Below are 17,278 nucleotides of genomic sequence, written 5' to 3'. Positions count from 1 at the left end.
TTCATTTTGTCATAGGTCAATAATGATCGACGGAAAAACCGCTAACGAAATTTTTGACAGTATTCGTCAACATGTCGCTACAGGCACGTTGGCAGCAGGAGAAACGTTGCCACCGGTGCGTGAACTGGCAACAGCATTGAACGTTAACCGTAATACTGTCGCGGTGGCTTATAAACGCCTGGTCACCTCCGGACTGGCGCAGAGCCTCGGACGCAATGGCACGGTGATCAAAGAAATTTCTGCCCCCGTTGCGCTGGAAGGTGGCAATCCGGATACCGCGCTTGTCGATCTTTCCAGCGGCAATCCAGCGCCTTCGCGTCTTCCAGACCTCAGCCGTTATTTCGTGCAAATAAATAAGAATCCGCGTTTATACGGCGATGCCGCCGTATCACCCGATCTTAAGGCGTGGGCCGCGCAATGGATGCAAGAAGCAGTGCCAGGCAAGGGAGAAATCGATATCACCAGCGGCGCCATTGACGCCATTGAGCGACTGCTGTGCGCCCATTTACTGCCTGGCGATAGCGTAGTCGTAGAAGACCCGTGCTTTTTGAGCAGTATCAATATGCTGCGGTATGCCGGATTCTCAGCGAGCCCGGTCACCGTAGACAACGAAGGCATGCAACCCGACATGCTGGAGGCTGCGTTACAAAGAGGTGCGCGGGCGGTGATCCTGACGCCGCGGGCTCACAACCCAACGGGATGTAGCCTGAGTGCCCCACGCGCGGCGCAATTGCAGGAAATTCTGGCCCGCTATCCGCAGACGCTGGTGATCGTCGACGACCACTTTGCGCTGCTATCTGCTTGCCACTGGTATCCGGTGATTGCGAAGGAAACCACGCACTGGGCAGTCGTCCGTTCAATGTCGAAAACATTAGGTCCGGACTTACGCCTGGCCATTGTGGCCAGCGATCCGGTCACTTCAGCGAAACTGCGGTTACGACTCAACTCCGGTAGCCAGTGGGTCAGCCATCTGCTTCAGGATTTAGCCTGCGCCTGCCTGAGCGACGAAGAGTATCGACATAAGCTGGTGCAGACTCAGCAGTTTTACGCAACACAGCAGCAAAAACTGACCACCGCTCTCAGAGGATATGGCATTGATCTGCCCGTCGCTGATGGTCTGAATCTGTGGCTGCCTCTGGCGCACCACAGTCAATCACTTGCTTTTGCCCTGGCAAAATCCGGTTGGCTGGTACGCGAAGGCGAGGTATTTGGTGTGAATACACCATCGCACGGTCTGCGCATTACGCTGTCGACCTTAAACGACAACGATATTCATAAGCTGGCGGCTGATATTCATCAGGCGCAAAAGCGCTAACAGGAGAGAAAAAGTGCGAGTTCATTTTGTTATTCATGAGTCTTTTGAATCTGCTGGCGCGTATCTGCCGTGGGCCGAATCACGTGGCTATACCATCAGCTGGTCACGGGTTTACGCCGGAGAATCGGTTCCCGCCAATGCCGATGGCTTCGATATGCTGGTCGTCTTTGGCGGTCCGCAGTCTCCACGCACCACGCTGGCGGAGTGCCCGTATTTTGACTCTCAGGCCGAACAGCACCTGATCAACCAGGCGATTGCGGCACGCAAAATTGTGGTGGGGATCTGCTTAGGTTCACAGCTCATTGGCGAAGCGCTGGGCGCGAAAGTATGTCAAAGCCCGGAAAAAGAGATTGGTCATTTTCCCATTACACTGACTGAAGCAGGTAAAGCGCACCCGCTGATCGCCCACTTTGGATCGCCGCTGATGGTCGGTCACTGGCACAACGATATGCCAGGATTAACCGACCAGGCGACAATTCTTGCCACAAGCGTTGGCTGCCCACGACAAATCGTACAATACGGTAATTTTGTCTATGGCTTTCAGTGCCATATGGAGTTTACCGCCGAAGCGGTCGAAGGATTAATTCAGCACTCTGAGCAGGAGTTAGCCGAAGCCAAAGGGAAGCGTTTCATCCGTTCTGTTGAAGAGATGCGCGCATGGGATTATCAGCAGATGAATGAGAAGCTGTGGCAGTTCCTGGATAAGCTTGTGGAAAAACGTAACGATTGATTATGGCAGGCCGGATAAGACGCTTTACGTCGTCATCCGGCGATCGTGCCGTACGTTTGCCTGATGGCGCTATGCTTATCAGGCCTACAAACTAAATCCCTAATCCCTGGTTAAAGTGTTCTTCGCCAAACACGCCGGTCGAAAGGTAGCGATCGCCGCGATCGCAGATGATCGCCACCACCACCGCTCCCGGATTTTGTTCGGCCACGCGAATCGCTCCGGCTACCGCGCCGCCGGAACTGACGCCGCAAAACACACCCTCTTTCACCGCCAGCGCGCGCATGATGTTTTCTGCATCATTCTGATGAATATCCAGCACCTCATCCACCAGCGAGGCGTTAAAAATGCCCGGCATATACTCCGCAGGCCAACGACGAATCCCCGGAATACTGCTGCCCTCTTCCGGCTGCAGGCCAACGATGGTAACCGCTTTTTCCTGCTCGCGCAGAAAACGAGATACGCCGGTAATGGTGCCGGTCGTGCCCATGCTGGAGACAAAATGGGTAATACGACCCGACGTCTGCTGCCAGATTTCCGGTCCGGTGGTGGTGTAATGCGCGTACGGGTTATCCGGATTATTAAATTGGTCGAGAAGTTTACCTTCTCCGCGCTGCGCCATTTCCAGCGCTAAATCGCGCGCGCCTTCCATTCCCTGCTCTTTGGTCACCAGTATCAGTTCAGCCCCGTAAGCCCGCATCGCCGCACGGCGTTCCTGACTCATGTTGTCTGGCATCAGCAGCTTCATGTGATAGCCTTTCAGCGCGGCGATCATCGCCAGCGCAATCCCGGTATTACCGCTGGTTGCCTCGATCAACACATCACCAAGCTTAATTTCTCCACGTTTTTCCGCTTCGACAATCATCGACAGCGCGGCCCGGTCTTTCACCGAACCCGCGGGATTATTGCCTTCCAGCTTAACCCAAATTTCACTACCGTTATCCGGCGTCAGACGTTGTAATTTCACCAGAGGCGTATTGCCAATTGTTTGTTCTAATGTGTTCATGAGTGCTGTCCAATAAAAAGCCGGGTGGCGCTGCGCTTACCCGGCCTACAAAATCACGGCATATGCGGTAGGCCCGGTAAGCATAGCGCCACCGGGCGATAAACCTGCAAATTAACCTATCAGGCACTTTGCGCCAGAGCAAGTTCCTCTTCACGCGTTTCAATACGCTGGTCACCGTTATACAGACGCGCATTTTGCAGCCCGACAAACAGCCGCTCGCCGCGGTTTGGGGAATCATCGCCCTGCATGATGACCGTCAGCGGTTCGTTATACCACCCCAGCGGTTGCACAACTAATTGGGTGTAGTGTCCTTTCGGGCTGGCTTCCAGCACCTGTACCGGCAACGGGGAATCCAGGCTGGTACGACGGCTCACATCCACTTCCCACGGACGCAGAAACAGATCCACCGGCCCCTGATAACCAGGCGTATAACCCAGTGGCCAGCGGTGTGCGCCCACGTGGAATTGGCCGCCGCGAATCGTCCCCTGCAGGCGGTTAACCTCCCCCATAAATTCCAGGACAAAACGGGTAGCCGGTTCACGCCAGACCTGGTCCGGCGCATCGGCTTGTTCGATATGACCCTGACTCATCACCACCACGCGATCGGCCACTTCTGTCGCCTCTTCCTGATCGTGGGTAACAAACACGCTGGTGAATTTCAGTTCTTCATGCAACTGACGCAGCCAGCGACGCAGCTCTTTACGCACCTGCGCATCGAGCGCGCCAAATGGCTCATCGAGCAGCAGGATCTGCGGCTCTACCGCCAGCGCACGCGCCAACGCCACACGCTGTTTTTGTCCACCGGAAAGCTGCGCCGGAAAGCGATCCGCCAGATGGGCAAGCTGCACCATCTCCAGCAATTTGGTGACTTTCGCTTTGATGGCCGCCGCATTCGGACGCTCCCGCCGTGGCAAAACCGTCAGGCCAAAGGCGATATTGTCGAAAACGGTCATATGACGAAACAGCGCATAGTGCTGGAATACAAATCCCACTTTACGGTCGCGAGCATGCAAACGGCTGACGTCGGTGCCGTGAAAACGGATATGCCCGCTGGACTGATGCTCCAGCCCGGCAATAATGCGCAGCAGCGTGGTTTTGCCCGAGCCGGATGGCCCCAGCAGCGCGACCATCTGACCTGAAGGAATATCCAGCGAGATATCGTTCAGCACCTGGGTGCGACCAAAAGACTTCTTAATATTGGCAATCTCAATGCTCATGATTTTCCTCCTGCTGCGCGCGTTTCTCCTGGTTCTCCAGACGCCATTGCAACATGCTCTTCAAAAACAGGGTAATAATCGCCATCAGCGTTAATAGCGCCGCGGCGGTAAAGGAGCCGACCGTGTTGTAGTCCTGCTCCAGTAATTCAATTTGTAGCGGTAGCGATAGGGTTTCGCCGCGAATCGAGCCGGAAACCACCGACACCGCGCCAAACTCGCCAATAGCACGGGCGTTAGTCAGCACCACGCCGTACAGCAACGCCCAACGGATATTCGGCAGCGTAACGCGGCGGAACATCTGCCAGCCGGACGCGCCCAGCAACACAGCCGCTTCATCTTCATTGCTGCCCTGGCTTAACATCACTGGCACCAGCTCACGCACCACAAACGGACAGGTGACGAATACCGTCACCAGCACCATCCCCGGCCAGGCAAACATAATTTGCAGGTTATGCTCATCCAGCCATCCACCCAGCGGACCGTTAGAGCCGTAAAACAGCAGATAAACCAGGCCGGCGACCACCGGCGAGACGGCAAACGGAATATCCAGTAACGTCAGCAACAGCTGGCGTCCAGGGAAGTTAAAACGGGTTACCAGCCAGGCCAGCAACACACCAAACACCAGGTTCACCGGCACCGCAATCAGCGCAATCAGCACCGTCAGCCAGATGGCATGCAGCATGTCCGGGTCGGCCAGGTTCTGTAATACCGGCATTAATCCCTTGCTGAACGCCTGCACGAAGATGTAAATCATCGGCACCAGCAAAATAAACGCGGAGACCAGCATGCCTGTGCCGATCAGAAACCATTTCCCCCAGTTAATGCGGGGCGCGCCATAGCGTTTCAATTGGGTAATCTCTGCCATCAGTGACCTACCACACGTCGACCAAAGCGACTTTGCAGGGTGTTAATTGAAAACAGCAGCAACAACGAAGCCCCGAGGATCACAGAGGCAATCGCACTGGCAGCCGGATAGTCAAACTCCTGCAAGCGAACAAAAATCATCAGCGAAGTCACTTCCGTTTTCCATGCGATGTTCCCAGCGATAAAGATAACCGCGCCAAACTCACCGAGGCTTCGGGTAAACGAGAGCGCAACGCCCGCCACCAGCGCGGGAGACAACTCCGGCAGCACCACTTTACGAAAACTCTGCCAGCGCGTGGCACCGAGCGTTTCTGCGGCTTCTTCATACTCCGGACCTAACTCTTCCAGCACCGGCTGTACGGTACGTACCACAAACGGAATGCTGGTAAACGCCATCGCCACCGCGATACCAAGCCAGGTGTAGGTCACCTTGATATCCAGCTTCGCCAGCCACTCGCCGTAGAAGCCATTAACCGAAAACAGCGACGCCAGCGTCAGACCCGCTACCGCCGTAGGCAGCGCAAATGGCAGGTCCATCAGCGCATCCAGCAGCGTGCGGCCCGGAAAACGATAGCGGGTTAAGATCCACGCCATTAACAGACCAAAAACGCCGTTAAAAATCGATGCCACAAACGCCGACAGCAGCGTGACTTTATAGGCCGCCACGACCTGCGGATTGGTAATCACATCCCAGTATTGCGCCCAGCTCATTTGCGCCAGTTGCATTACCAACGCACTGAGCGGTAACAGCAATATCAGGCACACAAACAGTAAGCTGGTGCCCAGGCTTAAGGTGAAGCCGGGCAGTACGCGTCGGGAAGAAACAGCAAACATTTACTTGCGCCCCGCCGCCAACAACTTGTCCAGCTCACCACCGCTGACAAAGTGTGTTTTCATCACTTCAGGCCAGGAGCCGAACTTGTCTTCTACGCGGAACAATTCAGTCTGAGGGAATTTATCTTGCAGCTTGTCCATCACCTGGGGGTTATTCACACGGTAGTAATAGTCGGTGATGATGGTTTGCGCCTGCGGGCTGTACAGCCAGTTCAGATACGCTTTAGCCGCTTTCTCTGTCCCGTTGGCCTGCACATTCTTATCTACCCAGGCCACCGGGAACTCGGCAAGAATATTGGTTTTCGGAATAACAACCTCAAAACCCTGCGCTTCATACTGCTTGCGAATGTTATTCACTTCTGACTCGAAGCTGATCAATACGTCACCCAGACCGCGCTCTGCAAAGGTGGTGGTAGCACCGCGACCGCCGGTATCAAACACTTCGACGTTTTTCAGAAACTGGGTCATGAACTGTTCGGTTTTGGTTTTATCACCACCATCAGCTTTATCCGCAGCACCCCACGCCGCCAGATAGGTATAGCGCGCGTTACCGGAGGTTTTTGGGTTCGGGAAAATCAGTTTCACATCAGAACGCACAAGGTCATTCCAGTCGTGAATATTTTTAGGGTTTCCTTTACGCACCAGGAATCCCATTGTGGAATAGAACGGTGAACTGTTGTTCGGCAGACGAGATTGCCAGTCGGCCGGGATCAGCTTGCCTTTGTCGTGCAGGATCTGTACATCGGTGACCTGGTTATAGGTTACCACATCGGCTTTCAGCCCTTGCAGAATCGCCAGCGCCTGTTTTGATGACCCGGCATGAGATTGTTTTATCGTCAGTTTGTCACCGCCGTTATCCTTCGCCCATTGCTGTTCAAACGGCGGATTAAGGGCGGCAAACAGCTCACGGGAAACATCGTATGAACTGTTCAGCAGTTCCGTTGCCTGCGCCTGACCCACCAGCAACAGCAGCGCCGCCAGCGTCAGAGTTCTTTTTTTCAGTAAGTTAACGGCCATTGCGCACCCTTATAAATTTAATGACTTTCTTATGGTCATCATATTTATAACCGGCACTAAAGGAGTAACGGTTTTATATACCGTTTGATGATTTGAAAGTTGAAAAGAGAATAAGGGGAAACCCCTCCCCAGGTTCACCGGGGAGGAGACTGGCATCAATCAGATGCCGACGCTGACGCTTTCAGGCAGGGTGCTGCCGCCATCAATCACGTTTTGCGTGCCAGTTAAGTAGCTGGATTCATCCGACGCCAGGAACGCCGCCAGTTCACCCACTTCAAGCGGACAGGCCAGACGGCGCATCGGGATCGCTTTCGCCATGTCGACTAATACCGATTCAGGATCGTCCGGGTTAGACTGACGTGCAATATTTTCCGCCATTGGCGTACGAACGTAGCCCGGGCAAATGGCATTTACACGAATCCCCGATTGCGCGTACTCAACCGCCAGGGACTTGGTTAAGCCGATAATAGCGGCTTTCGACAACGCATACGCCGTTTCACCCGGGTCGGCCACCAGATCGCCAGTTACCGATGACATCATCACGATGCGCCCGTCTTTGCGCGCAATCATCTCCGGCAGAACGGCCTTCGTCACGTTCCAGACGCCTTTAATGTTGACATCAATGTGGAAGTCGCGATCTTCATCGCTCATTTCAAGGAAGTTGCCAAGGCGGCATACGCCTGCATTGTTGACCAGAATGTCGATTTTGCCTTCAATTTTCTTCGCGCGTTTTACCGCTTCCGTAACCGACGCAAAATCTCTGACGTCTGCGTGAACCGCTGTGCAGCGATGCCCGCGCCCTGCCAGTTCATCCGCCAGCTTTTCAATCTCATCGGAGATATCCAGCAGGATTAAGTTCGCGCCATGGCGGGCAAACGTTCTGGCGATCCCCTCGCCAATACCCTGAGATGCGCCCGTAATCAATGCTGTTTTGCCCGTGAGTTTTCCCATTTCAATATTCTCCTTTTGAATATGAAGCCTTCACTTCATTCACGCAGAAGATACAGCATTAACAAATTCATGCTGAGGAATAGCTCACTAAATCAGGTTAATTTCAGGTAAAAAAAATCCCCGTCGGGGCGGGGATTTTCAATTTCATGACAGATAAGAACGCGGTAGGCCTGGTAAGCGTGAGCGCTACCAGGCAACACCGGGGTTACAGCGCCATCAGTCGATCCAGCGACGGTGCAAAGTAATAGCCACCGGTGACCGGTTTAGTGAAGCGCAGCATCGCGTCACGTTTACCGTCGGTATCACCAAACATGCTCAGCAGTTGCTGCTCAATATTGTGCAGACGCGCGCAGTACGCGCAGAAATAGAGACCATGCGTACCGCTGGCTGTACCGTATGGCAGGCTCTGGCGCACAATTTTCAGCCCCTTGCCATCTTCTTTCAGATCCACACGGCTCAGGTGAGAGGTGACCGGACGGTCGTCACCGTCGATCTCTTCGTTGGCTTCCTTGGTACGGCCAATCATCATTTCCTGGTCGTGAATGCTCATGCGGTTAAGCTGCTTCAGGTTATGTTCCCAACGCTGCACGAATACATAGCTGCCGCCAGCATCGACGCCATCTTTAATAACAGCGACTTCACGGCGCGTTTCTTCGCCTGCCGGGTTTTCAGTGCCATCAACAAAGCCGCTGAGGTCACGCTCTTCCACCCAGCGGAAACCGTGGATCTCTTCTTTAACCTCAATGCAATCGCCAAATGCTTCCATTGCCGCCTGCGCAACGGAGAAATTCACGTCATGGCGCAGCGAGAGAATATGGATCAGTACGTCATACTGGGTCGCCGGAGCCAGACCTTTACCGTAAGGGATGAAGTCCTTCAGCTCTTCCGCGCCCACGCCGCCGCTCAGTGTGCGCCAGGTGTTGTTGCCAAAAGCGACTACCGCGCCCAGATGCGCATCCGGAAATTTCGCTTCAAAGGTCGCCAGCTTATCGGCAAACGTTTTGCTGGCCGCACGCAGGGCCTCAACATCACCTTTTACATTGGCTTCAATCCAAATCGCCGCACGGCAATGTTCTGGCAAAATGCCACTCTGAACCTGAGACATTGTTCCTCCTGAAAAAAGCTGCCACGACATCGTGGCATTGCTGGGCGTTATTCTACCTGTTTTTTTAGTAAGTCGATTTGTTCAGACGCAAATTAACGCCGCCAGATAATTTTGCTTACTTTCCACTCTTGTAGCGTATCGTCAGACGGCATTATGCCTTCAGGGCCGCTCCAGTCACCGGAAAAAATATAGCTAATATGCTGACTTCCTTCGGCTTTACACTCAACGCCCGCGCTGTCATCACCGGTTGCTTTCTGGCAATGACCAAAAGCTTTAGTGTAAAGGTCGCTAAACGGTGTACCGATTTCGACACCCGCGACTGATGAAATATCGTGGTCTAACACATCAATACGACTGATGGTTCCCTGGCTACCATTGATGACTATCGCCAGCTTGTCGTCTTTCATCGCTTCATAGAAGCGCACCACATTTCCGTTATCAGTCTTCATCCCGCTACGCAGGCGGTAATCACCGTCCAGCGCATCAGCAATGGCTTTTTCATCCAGCGGCGTAGTGCCCGTTAACGCTCCGACGCCCTGCTCTGTGACCTGCGTTGAAGAACCAAACCAGTTCCACGGATTGGCGGCAGACCAGTTCACCGAGGACAACGTTGAACACCCGGTCAGTAGCAGCGGCATCGCGCATAAAGTCAAACGCAGTGATTTCATTTCACTTCCTTCCTTATTTATCAACGTTGCTTGGAGTCCGGTTTCCCCAAAAAGTGCCGTTATTCTTTCTCAAGGGAAAAACAGACGCGCAGACGTTGATTGGTTAACAGCCAGACCAGCGCGACAATATCCGCCACCAGCAGCGCCAGACCAACGCCGTTGACCGGATCGCCCCCCAACCACAGCATCGGCTGCCAGCAGAGCAGCGCCAGTTGAGCCAGAATCAGTAATCCGCGCAGCCTGTGCCACAAAACGGGGAACGCAAAACGCCGCCCGCTGAGTAAAAACGCCAGCACGGCCGGAACACCGGGAAGTAACCCCAGCCAGAACGCGTCATGATCGGGATAAAACAGATTCAGCAACGTGTTGCCCTGCTCACGGGAAGAACCGGCAATCACAAACAAAACCCAGGTGCGTGCCTGCAACAGCAGTACGCACCAGAAGAGAAAAGGCAAGCGCAGACGCCCATGACCGTCATAGTCGGCGGGATGGAACTCAGTACTCTTCATCTTCGATTAAACGTTTACCCAGATGGAGTACATCGGTATGTTCATAGCCCAGACGCTCATACATACCCAGCACAACGTCATTATCGTCACGCACCATGATTTGAATCTTTGGACAACCACGGGCAATGAGCTTTTTCTCCAGTCGGTTCAGCAGCGCATTAGCAATACCGCGCCCCCTGAACTCAGGATGCACGCCAAGGTAATAGGCGGAGCCACGATGACCGTCATAGCCCCCCATCACTGTGCCGACCACCTCGCCGTTCACTTCTGCGACCAGAAACAAGCTGACGTCATGATTGACCTTGCGTTCAATGTCCATTTCCGGGTCATTCCATGGACGCAGCAGATCACAGCGCTCCCAGAGGGTGATCACCTCTTCGAAATCTTCCTGGCGAAATACGCGTATTTCCATGGTATTGGTTTCCTTTTCAGGACGTTAAAAAGCGATTATGGCGCGAACCACTGATTTAGCCAATATCTGACGCGAAGCGACGGAAAAAATGGCATAATACGGAATTGTCACGTATTGAAATGAAAAGTAAAACAATTCTTATCCCGATCCGTCGCAACGGACAACGCGATACGATATAACGTTTAGAACCTTTTTTTTACAACTCAGGCCGTATGAGCACTTTTAAACCACTAAAAACACTCACATCGCGCCGCCAGGTGTTGAAAGCCGGGCTGGCCGCCCTGACGCTGTCAGGCATGTCGCAAGCCATCGCTAAAGAAGAAGCGCTTAAGACCAGCAATGGTCACAGCAAACCGAAAGCGAAAAAAGCCGGCGCTAAGCGCGTAGTTGTCCTCGATCCGGGTCACGGCGGGATTGATACCGGCGCCATTGGTCGCAACGGTTCAAAGGAGAAGCACGTGGTGCTGGCGATTGCCAAAAACGTGCGCTCGATTCTACGCAACCAGGGGATTGATGCACGCCTGACCCGCTCCGGCGATACGTTTATTCCACTGTACGATCGTGTCGAGATAGCCCATAAGCATGGCGCCGATCTGTTCATGTCGATTCACGCCGACGGTTTCACCAATCCGAGCGCCGCAGGTGCGTCGGTCTTTGCGCTGTCTAACCGCGGTGCCAGTAGCGCCATGGCGAAATATCTGTCCGACCGTGAAAACCGGGCCGATGAAGTCGCCGGGAAGAAAACCACCGATAAAGACCATTTGCTGCAGCAGGTATTGTTCGATCTGGTGCAAACCGACACCATTAAAAACAGCCTGACCTTAGGCTCGCATATTCTCAAGAAGATCAAGCCAGTACATCGTCTGCACAGTCGTAGCACGGAACAGGCCGCCTTCGTGGTGCTAAAATCACCATCAATTCCGTCGGTACTGGTCGAAACCTCGTTCATTACTAACCCGGAAGAAGAGCGACTGCTGGGCACGACGGCGTTTCGTCAAAAAATCGCTACCGCTATCGCCAATGGCATCATTAGCTATTTCCACTGGTTTGATAACCAGAAAGCACACTCGAAGAAACGTTAATCATGAAGCCCGATGCACAGCGCGTAAAACAGTTCCTGCTTAGTCTGCAGGATAATATTTGCCAGCAGTTATCCGCCGTCGATGGCGCAGAGTTTGTTGAAGATAACTGGCAGCGTGAAGCGGGCGGCGGCGGTCGTAGCCGGGTGCTGCGTAACGGTGGTATTTTCGAGCAAGCGGGCGTCAACTTCTCCCACGTCCACGGCGATGCAATGCCAGCATCGGCTACTGCACATCGCCCGGAGCTTGCCGGGCGCAGCTTTGAGGCGATGGGTGTCTCGCTGGTGGTGCATCCGCAGAATCCTTACATTCCGACCAGCCATGCCAACGTACGGTTTTTTATCGCGGAAAAACCGGGCGCCGACCCGGTGTGGTGGTTTGGCGGCGGCTTTGATTTAACGCCCTACTACGGCTTTGATGAGGATGCGATTCACTGGCATCGCACCGCGCGTGATCTGTGCCAGCCGTTCGGCAATGACGTTTACCCACGTTACAAGAAGTGGTGCGATGACTACTTCTTTCTCAAGCACCGTAACGAGCAGCGCGGCATCGGCGGACTGTTTTTCGATGATTTAAATACGCCAGATTTCGACCACTGCTTCGCCTTTATGCAGGCGGTCGGGCAAGGTTACACCGAAGCGTATCTGCCAATCGTCGAACGCCGCAAAGCGATGAGCTGGGGCGAGCGCGAGCGAAACTTCCAGCTTTATCGTCGCGGACGCTATGTGGAATTTAACCTGGTGTGGGATCGCGGCACGTTATTCGGTTTACAGACCGGCGGGCGCACGGAATCGATTTTGATGTCGATGCCGCCGCTGGTACGCTGGGAATATGGCTGGCAGCCGGAAGCGAACAGCCCGGAAGCCGCCCTTAGCGAATTTATTCAGGTCCGCGACTGGGTGTAATGGCCGGATAAGCAACGGCAAAACCCGTAGGCCGGATAAGACGTGTTAGCGTCGCATCCGGCACAATAATCTCATCACGCCCACTGACGCATGCGCTGATGCAGCGTCAGCGACGGTTTCTCCGCAAACAACTGCTGGTAATCGGTAGCAAACTGCCCTAAATGCCAGAATCCCCACTGCATCGCAGCGTCTTTCACCGTCGCACTTTGCGACCACGGGCTAATAAGCTCCCGGCGCACGGCGTTCAGGCGAATACGTTTCAACCAGGCATTGGGGCCGATACCGAGGATTGCGTGAAACGCGTTTTGCAGCGTGCGACGACTCACATGTAGCTGGTTGCACAAGTCGAGTACGGTCAGCGGCTCTGACATATTTTCCAGCACATATTCGCGCGCCCGCGACAGCAGGCGGCGATAGCTCTGATGGCTGATGCTTTCAGCGGTCATAATCGGCTGAGCGTCTTCCAGCATGGTGCCCATCGCCAGCAGCAGGTTATCACCCAACACTTTGCGCACCGCCGGCTGATGAAGGTTCTCAGGATTCTCGCTAAACGTCGCCAGCGCCTGTTGCACAAAGCCCCATAGCGCGGCTTTATGCTGTTCTTTTACCTCCAGCGCCGACTGGTTGCGCAGCATATGCAGCACCCTTTCCGGGTTATGCAGGAAGTTAGCCTGACGCGCAATGGTGTCTTCAGAGATAACGACCCCAAGAATGGTGTAATCATCGGGTGTACTCAGCTCAAACTCCGTTCCGCCTGGGCGGGTCGCAATTTCAGCACTGCCAAGGCATTGCGTACCAATAAATCCCTGCTCGCCGCGGGTGGCCGGAATACCAAACCAGAACGAGTTCGGCCAGACCAGGCATGACTGGCGCAGCGCAAGACCGGTGTATTCACGGAACACCTGAATATCATCAAGCAGGATTTCCGTGAACTCGCCATGAAATTTTCCCGGATGCAGTTGATCGTAAATCTGCTGCCAGGCGGTAATCGTCAGGGCATGCTCATACACATCTGTTGTTCGCCGTTGGTGAACGTTGTCCACCTCGACCTTCGGCGTAAGTTTAACGTCTTCGGGTAATGCTTCATGATAAAGATGGTGCAGGTTTGCAGTACGGGTCTTTTTCATGATCTTTTAAGCCGGAAGCTTCAACGAAGCCCCCGGCCCTCCGACAGGTTAATTTTTTAAGCGATAGCGACTACTGCGTTTACGCAACGCTCCGTCAGAAAAGAGCTGTTCCAGCGCCTTTCTGGCTTCATCAAGTGACCAGCCAAAGTGCGCGGCCACTTCCCCTGCCGTCATTCCTTGACGGGTTGATGCCAACAACGCCAGGAGTTCATCAGAAGATTCAGATGTCACAGGCGTGTCCTGCGTCTTTTCCGCTTTGTCTTCTGGCATCATTTCTGGCTTCGGTGCGGGTTTCTTCGGCTGGCGCGTAAAACCGCCGATCAGCCACTGGGTGTCATCATCCGGCCGCCCTATCTCCTTGCGGCTGACAACACGTCCTGTACGCGCTGCAGCAGCGCTTCCGGCATCCAGCGCTGCACGACACGCGGCCAGATCGCCTTCCACCACCAGAGTCAGCCTGCCAGGATCCAGCACCTGGTGACTGAGCAGACGCACGTTCGCGGCTTTCAGCATGGCATCTGCCGCGTCTACGGCAGCCACCATGCCATCCACTTCCAGTAATCCCAGTGCATTGATCATCACAACCTCTCTTACGCGCGTTGTACCGGATTTCGGGCAATATCCAGAACAGCATCAGCGAAAGCATTACAGGCAGCTTTACAGGCAGCCTGGCTACCAGTTAAAAACGCCGCTGAGTAGTTGGTTTCTGACGGCGGCGGCACGTAGGTGACAATCTGTACATCGGCAGATTTGAGCGCAGCATCAATACCAAACGTTGCTTCCAGCGGCGGAGCCACCAGATACGCCATCGGATCGCCAAGTCGGCATCCTGCGGTCGCCGAGAGATACGAACCGGTACGCGAAACCACGTGCGCAAGGAAGGCGGTATCTTCTGCGTCATTGGCCCACTGGAACGCCGCGCCGCTTTCGATATTGGCGACCATCGCGTCCAGGCCGGCGCGGACTTCGGCCGGGTTAGGTCCACCGAGCATGATCAGCACTTCGCCCGAGGTTGGAGAGGGACTGTGCGCCGCGCCGGCATACAGCGAGCGGCCATAAACCACTTCCACCATCGCCTGTTTTGTCGCTTCGTCTGCAGCAATATACGCCACGTCATCAGAATCTGCTGTGATGAGTCCGAGACTACGTATATGTGGCGGTAATTTAAGTTCACGGGCAAAACCGTCATTTACCGAGGCAATCACGCGCATTGCGGTGACTGAAGGTCTAATCAAATCTAATGCTGGCATGATGCCTCCTTAACGGGTCATATTGATGCCGGACGCTTTTTGCTCCAGCATGCGCTTGGCCAAATCCACAATCACCGCCGCCGCTTCAACCGGTGGCGTACCGCCCTGGTGAATATTCGAGATACAGGTACGGTCAGCTTCAACGGTTGTCGCCACGCGTGGCGAATAGACGGCATAGCAAGAAAGACTTTCCGACTGGCCGAGGCCCGGACGTTCCCCAACCAGCAGGATCACCGCTTTCGCGCCGAGCAGTTCACCGATCTGATCTTCGATTTTCACACGGCCATAGCGAACAAAGAACGGTGTCCCGACTTTTAATCCGGCCTGTTTTAAGCCTGACAACAGCGGCGGCAGGATCTCTTCGTAGTTAGCGGTGATGGCGTCGGTAGACAGGCCATCAGAGATAATCACCTGCACATCCGGGTTCATTACACACTGTGATTTCAGCGCTTCAATGGCTTCTGCGCTCAGACGACGCCCCATGTCCGGGCGCGTCAGATACAGGTTTTTGTCGCTGATTTCCGAGCGCACTTCCAGCAAGCCTTGCGCTTTCACCCACTCTTCCGGGACTTCTTTCAACACTGTGTCTTTTGAACGCGAGTGGTCGGCCAGGAAGCGCAGTAGCGCCTGAGTGCGCGGACGCGGACCGGCACGACCGGTACATACACGCGCGGCGGTGCTGCGGCGCAGCTCGGTCAGCACTTCTGCACGATGCGGGTTCTCAACGCCAATCCACGCTTTCGCTTCGGCTGAACCTAAGTCCATCGCACAGCTTTCACCCGTTGGTGCGGCGCACTGCGTAGTGCTGCATTTCGCTTCTGGTGACGGCGCTTGAGCCTGCGGCTGTGACTCCCCCATTGACGCCATTACACTGCGTACAATTTCTTCAATCTGTTTTTGATCCATCGTATGTCATCTCCGCGTCATCAGAAGAACAGTGACGGATCGCCCGCCCGTTTGGTCAGGCGACCGTTTGCCATAATGCCCATGGTTTCCAGCCAGCGTTCAAACTCCGGCGACGGGCGCAGGTTCAGCAACTGACGCACGGTCGCGGTGTCGTGGAAGGCGGTGGTCTGGTAGTTGAGCATGATGTCGTCACCGAGCGGCATGCCCATGATGTAGTTGCAGCCAGCGGTAGCGAGCAGAATCATCAGGTTTTCGTTGAGGTTCTGGTCAGCATCAGCATGGTTGGTGTAACAGCAGTCGCAACCCATTGAGATGCCGCTCAGCTTGCCCATGAAGTGATCTTCTAAGCCCGCGCGAATAATCTGACGGTCGTTGTAGAGATATTCCGGCCCGATAAAGCCCACCACGGTGTTCACCAGGAACGGATCGTAGTGACGCGCCAGCCCGTAGTTACGCGCTTCCATCGTCACCTGATCGGCACCAAAGTTAGCGCCAGCGGAGAGCGCAGACCCTTGCCCGGTTTCAAAGTACAGGCAGTTTTCCCCGGCGATGCGGTTGAACTCCGCGCCCACTGCACGCGCCTCATCCAGCATCGCCAGCTCAACGCCAAACTCTTTTAAACCTTTCTCACTGCCGCAGATACTCTGGAAAATCAGCCCGCCCGGTGCGCCGCGACGAATCGCTTCGATCTGGGTGGTCACGTGCGCCAGTACACAGCCCTGGGTCGGAATATTGAACTTGTCGATAACGCCATACACGGTATCGAGCACGCGGCTTAAGTTTTCCACGTCATCCGTGACCGGGTTGACGCCAATTACCGCATCGCCCGCACCGAAGGACAGCCCTTCATAGATTTGTGCAGCAATACTCTGCACGTCATCACGGGTGTCGTTCGGCTGTAAACGACAGCTGAAGGTGCCCGGCAAACCGATGGTGGTGTTAGCTTTTTTGATCACCGGCATTTTTTTGCCACCGTAGATCAGATCCGCGTTCGAGCAAATTTTAGCCACGCCTGCGACCACTTCTGACGTTAACCCTTTGCGCATAAACGCAATGTCATCGACAGAGGTTTCATCACTCAACACGTACTCGCGCAGCTCACTGATGCTCCAGTTTTTGATGCGGTTATAGGCCGTTTCGTTGACGTCATCCTGAATCAGACGCGTGACGCAGTCCTCTTCATAGGAAATCACCGGGTTGTTGCGAATATCCGCCACCGTCATTTCCGACAACACCTGTTTGGCCGCCACGCGCTCCTGCGAACTGGTTGCAGCTACCCCTGCCAGCACATCCCCCGAACGCAGTTCGTTGGCTTTTGCCAGCACCTCTTTTACATCCTTAAACTGATAAACATTGCCGAACAATGTGGTCTTTAGTTTCATAAGT

Annotated in this window: 19 protein-coding genes; 4 read left to right on the top strand and 15 right to left on the bottom strand. The window is 54.5% G+C overall.

Annotated features, from left to right (window positions below):
* Positions 1-22: 22 nt before the first annotated feature.
* Positions 23-1,315, top strand: a complete 1,293-nt coding sequence (gene ptsJ, locus G8S19_RS06490) for a transcriptional regulator PtsJ (protein ID WP_253686347.1) — start codon at positions 23-25, stop codon at positions 1,313-1,315.
* 13 nt (positions 1,316-1,328) lie between these two features.
* On the top strand, positions 1,329-2,045 hold the full coding sequence (locus G8S19_RS06485) for a type 1 glutamine amidotransferase (RefSeq protein WP_048210981.1): 717 nt from the start codon (positions 1,329-1,331) through the stop codon (positions 2,043-2,045).
* A gap of 91 nt (positions 2,046-2,136) precedes the next feature.
* On the opposite strand, the gene cysM is transcribed toward G8S19_RS06485, so the two are convergent.
* From cysM to G8S19_RS06435, 10 genes are all read right to left on the bottom strand, one after another.
* Positions 2,137-3,048, bottom strand: a complete 912-nt coding sequence (gene cysM / locus G8S19_RS06480) for a cysteine synthase CysM (protein WP_253686345.1) — start codon at positions 3,046-3,048, stop codon at positions 2,137-2,139.
* Between the two features lie 119 nt (positions 3,049-3,167).
* A complete protein-coding gene (cysA, locus tag G8S19_RS06475; protein ID WP_085049690.1) occupies positions 3,168-4,265 on the bottom strand; it encodes a sulfate/thiosulfate ABC transporter ATP-binding protein CysA in 1,098 nt (365 codons plus the stop codon).
* Positions 4,255-5,130 carry a sulfate/thiosulfate ABC transporter permease CysW gene (cysW, locus tag G8S19_RS06470; RefSeq protein ID WP_048210978.1) on the bottom strand — a complete coding sequence of 292 codons (876 nt, stop codon included), beginning with the start codon at positions 5,128-5,130 and terminating at the stop codon, positions 4,255-4,257. The genes cysA and cysW overlap by 11 nt, the downstream gene beginning before the upstream one ends.
* Positions 5,130-5,963 (bottom strand): sulfate/thiosulfate ABC transporter permease CysT, encoded by an 834-nt coding sequence (cysT, locus tag G8S19_RS06465; RefSeq protein ID WP_003038061.1) that lies wholly within the window; start codon positions 5,961-5,963, stop codon positions 5,130-5,132. Before cysT ends, cysW begins: the two co-directional genes overlap by 1 nt.
* Complete coding sequence (gene cysP, locus G8S19_RS06460) at positions 5,964-6,980, bottom strand: thiosulfate/sulfate ABC transporter substrate-binding protein CysP (RefSeq protein WP_061068304.1); 1,017 nt, start codon at positions 6,978-6,980, stop codon at positions 5,964-5,966.
* 159 nt (positions 6,981-7,139) lie between these two features.
* Positions 7,140-7,931 (bottom strand): SDR family oxidoreductase UcpA, encoded by a 792-nt coding sequence (ucpA, locus tag G8S19_RS06455; RefSeq protein WP_048210976.1) that lies wholly within the window; start codon positions 7,929-7,931, stop codon positions 7,140-7,142.
* 205 nt (positions 7,932-8,136) lie between these two features.
* Complete coding sequence (gene yfeX / locus G8S19_RS06450; protein WP_048210975.1) at positions 8,137-9,036, bottom strand: porphyrinogen peroxidase; 900 nt, start codon at positions 9,034-9,036, stop codon at positions 8,137-8,139.
* A 92-nt stretch (positions 9,037-9,128) separates the two neighbouring features.
* Complete coding sequence (locus G8S19_RS06445; protein ID WP_253686343.1) at positions 9,129-9,704, bottom strand: RpoE-regulated lipoprotein; 576 nt, start codon at positions 9,702-9,704, stop codon at positions 9,129-9,131.
* Between the two features lie 59 nt (positions 9,705-9,763).
* A complete protein-coding gene (locus G8S19_RS06440) occupies positions 9,764-10,213 on the bottom strand; it encodes a DUF2919 domain-containing protein (protein ID WP_253686341.1) in 450 nt (149 codons plus the stop codon).
* Positions 10,200-10,625: a GNAT family acetyltransferase gene (locus G8S19_RS06435; RefSeq protein WP_048210972.1), complete on the bottom strand. Its 426-nt coding sequence runs from the start codon at positions 10,623-10,625 to the stop codon at positions 10,200-10,202. The genes G8S19_RS06440 and G8S19_RS06435 overlap by 14 nt, the downstream gene beginning before the upstream one ends.
* A 212-nt stretch (positions 10,626-10,837) precedes the next feature.
* On the opposite strand from G8S19_RS06435, the gene amiA reads away from it, so the two are divergent.
* Together amiA and hemF are read left to right on the top strand one after the other, a co-directional pair.
* A complete protein-coding gene (gene amiA, locus G8S19_RS06430; protein ID WP_005121924.1) occupies positions 10,838-11,707 on the top strand; it encodes an N-acetylmuramoyl-L-alanine amidase AmiA in 870 nt (289 codons plus the stop codon).
* A gap of 2 nt (positions 11,708-11,709) precedes the next feature.
* Complete coding sequence (hemF, locus tag G8S19_RS06425; protein WP_253686339.1) at positions 11,710-12,609, top strand: oxygen-dependent coproporphyrinogen oxidase; 900 nt, start codon at positions 11,710-11,712, stop codon at positions 12,607-12,609.
* A 74-nt stretch (positions 12,610-12,683) separates the two neighbouring features.
* Here hemF and eutR read toward each other — a convergent pair whose 3' ends face one another.
* From eutR to eutB, 5 genes are read right to left on the bottom strand one after another with little or no spacing between them, the layout of a single operon-like run.
* A complete protein-coding gene (gene eutR / locus G8S19_RS06420) occupies positions 12,684-13,736 on the bottom strand; it encodes an HTH-type transcriptional regulator EutR (RefSeq protein WP_061068308.1) in 1,053 nt (350 codons plus the stop codon).
* A gap of 48 nt (positions 13,737-13,784) precedes the next feature.
* On the bottom strand, positions 13,785-14,315 hold the full coding sequence (eutK, locus tag G8S19_RS06415; protein ID WP_048210969.1) for an ethanolamine utilization microcompartment protein EutK: 531 nt from the start codon (positions 14,313-14,315) through the stop codon (positions 13,785-13,787).
* Between the two features lie 11 nt (positions 14,316-14,326).
* Positions 14,327-14,986 carry an ethanolamine utilization microcompartment protein EutL gene (gene eutL / locus G8S19_RS06410; protein ID WP_040233508.1) on the bottom strand — a complete coding sequence of 220 codons (660 nt, stop codon included), beginning with the start codon at positions 14,984-14,986 and terminating at the stop codon, positions 14,327-14,329.
* A 9-nt stretch (positions 14,987-14,995) separates the two neighbouring features.
* Positions 14,996-15,892 carry an ethanolamine ammonia-lyase subunit EutC gene (gene eutC, locus G8S19_RS06405; protein ID WP_048210968.1) on the bottom strand — a complete coding sequence of 299 codons (897 nt, stop codon included), beginning with the start codon at positions 15,890-15,892 and terminating at the stop codon, positions 14,996-14,998.
* A gap of 20 nt (positions 15,893-15,912) precedes the next feature.
* Positions 15,913-17,274: an ethanolamine ammonia-lyase subunit alpha gene (gene eutB / locus G8S19_RS06400; RefSeq protein WP_005121914.1), complete on the bottom strand. Its 1,362-nt coding sequence runs from the start codon at positions 17,272-17,274 to the stop codon at positions 15,913-15,915.
* Positions 17,275-17,278 lie beyond the last annotated feature (4 nt).

It is taken from the genome of Citrobacter sp. SX206 (assembly GCF_024181025.1).
GTDB lineage: Bacteria > Pseudomonadota > Gammaproteobacteria > Enterobacterales > Enterobacteriaceae > Citrobacter > Citrobacter youngae.
The sequence above is the reverse complement of the archived record's forward strand: the minus strand, read 5'-3'. Positions and strand labels throughout refer to the sequence as shown.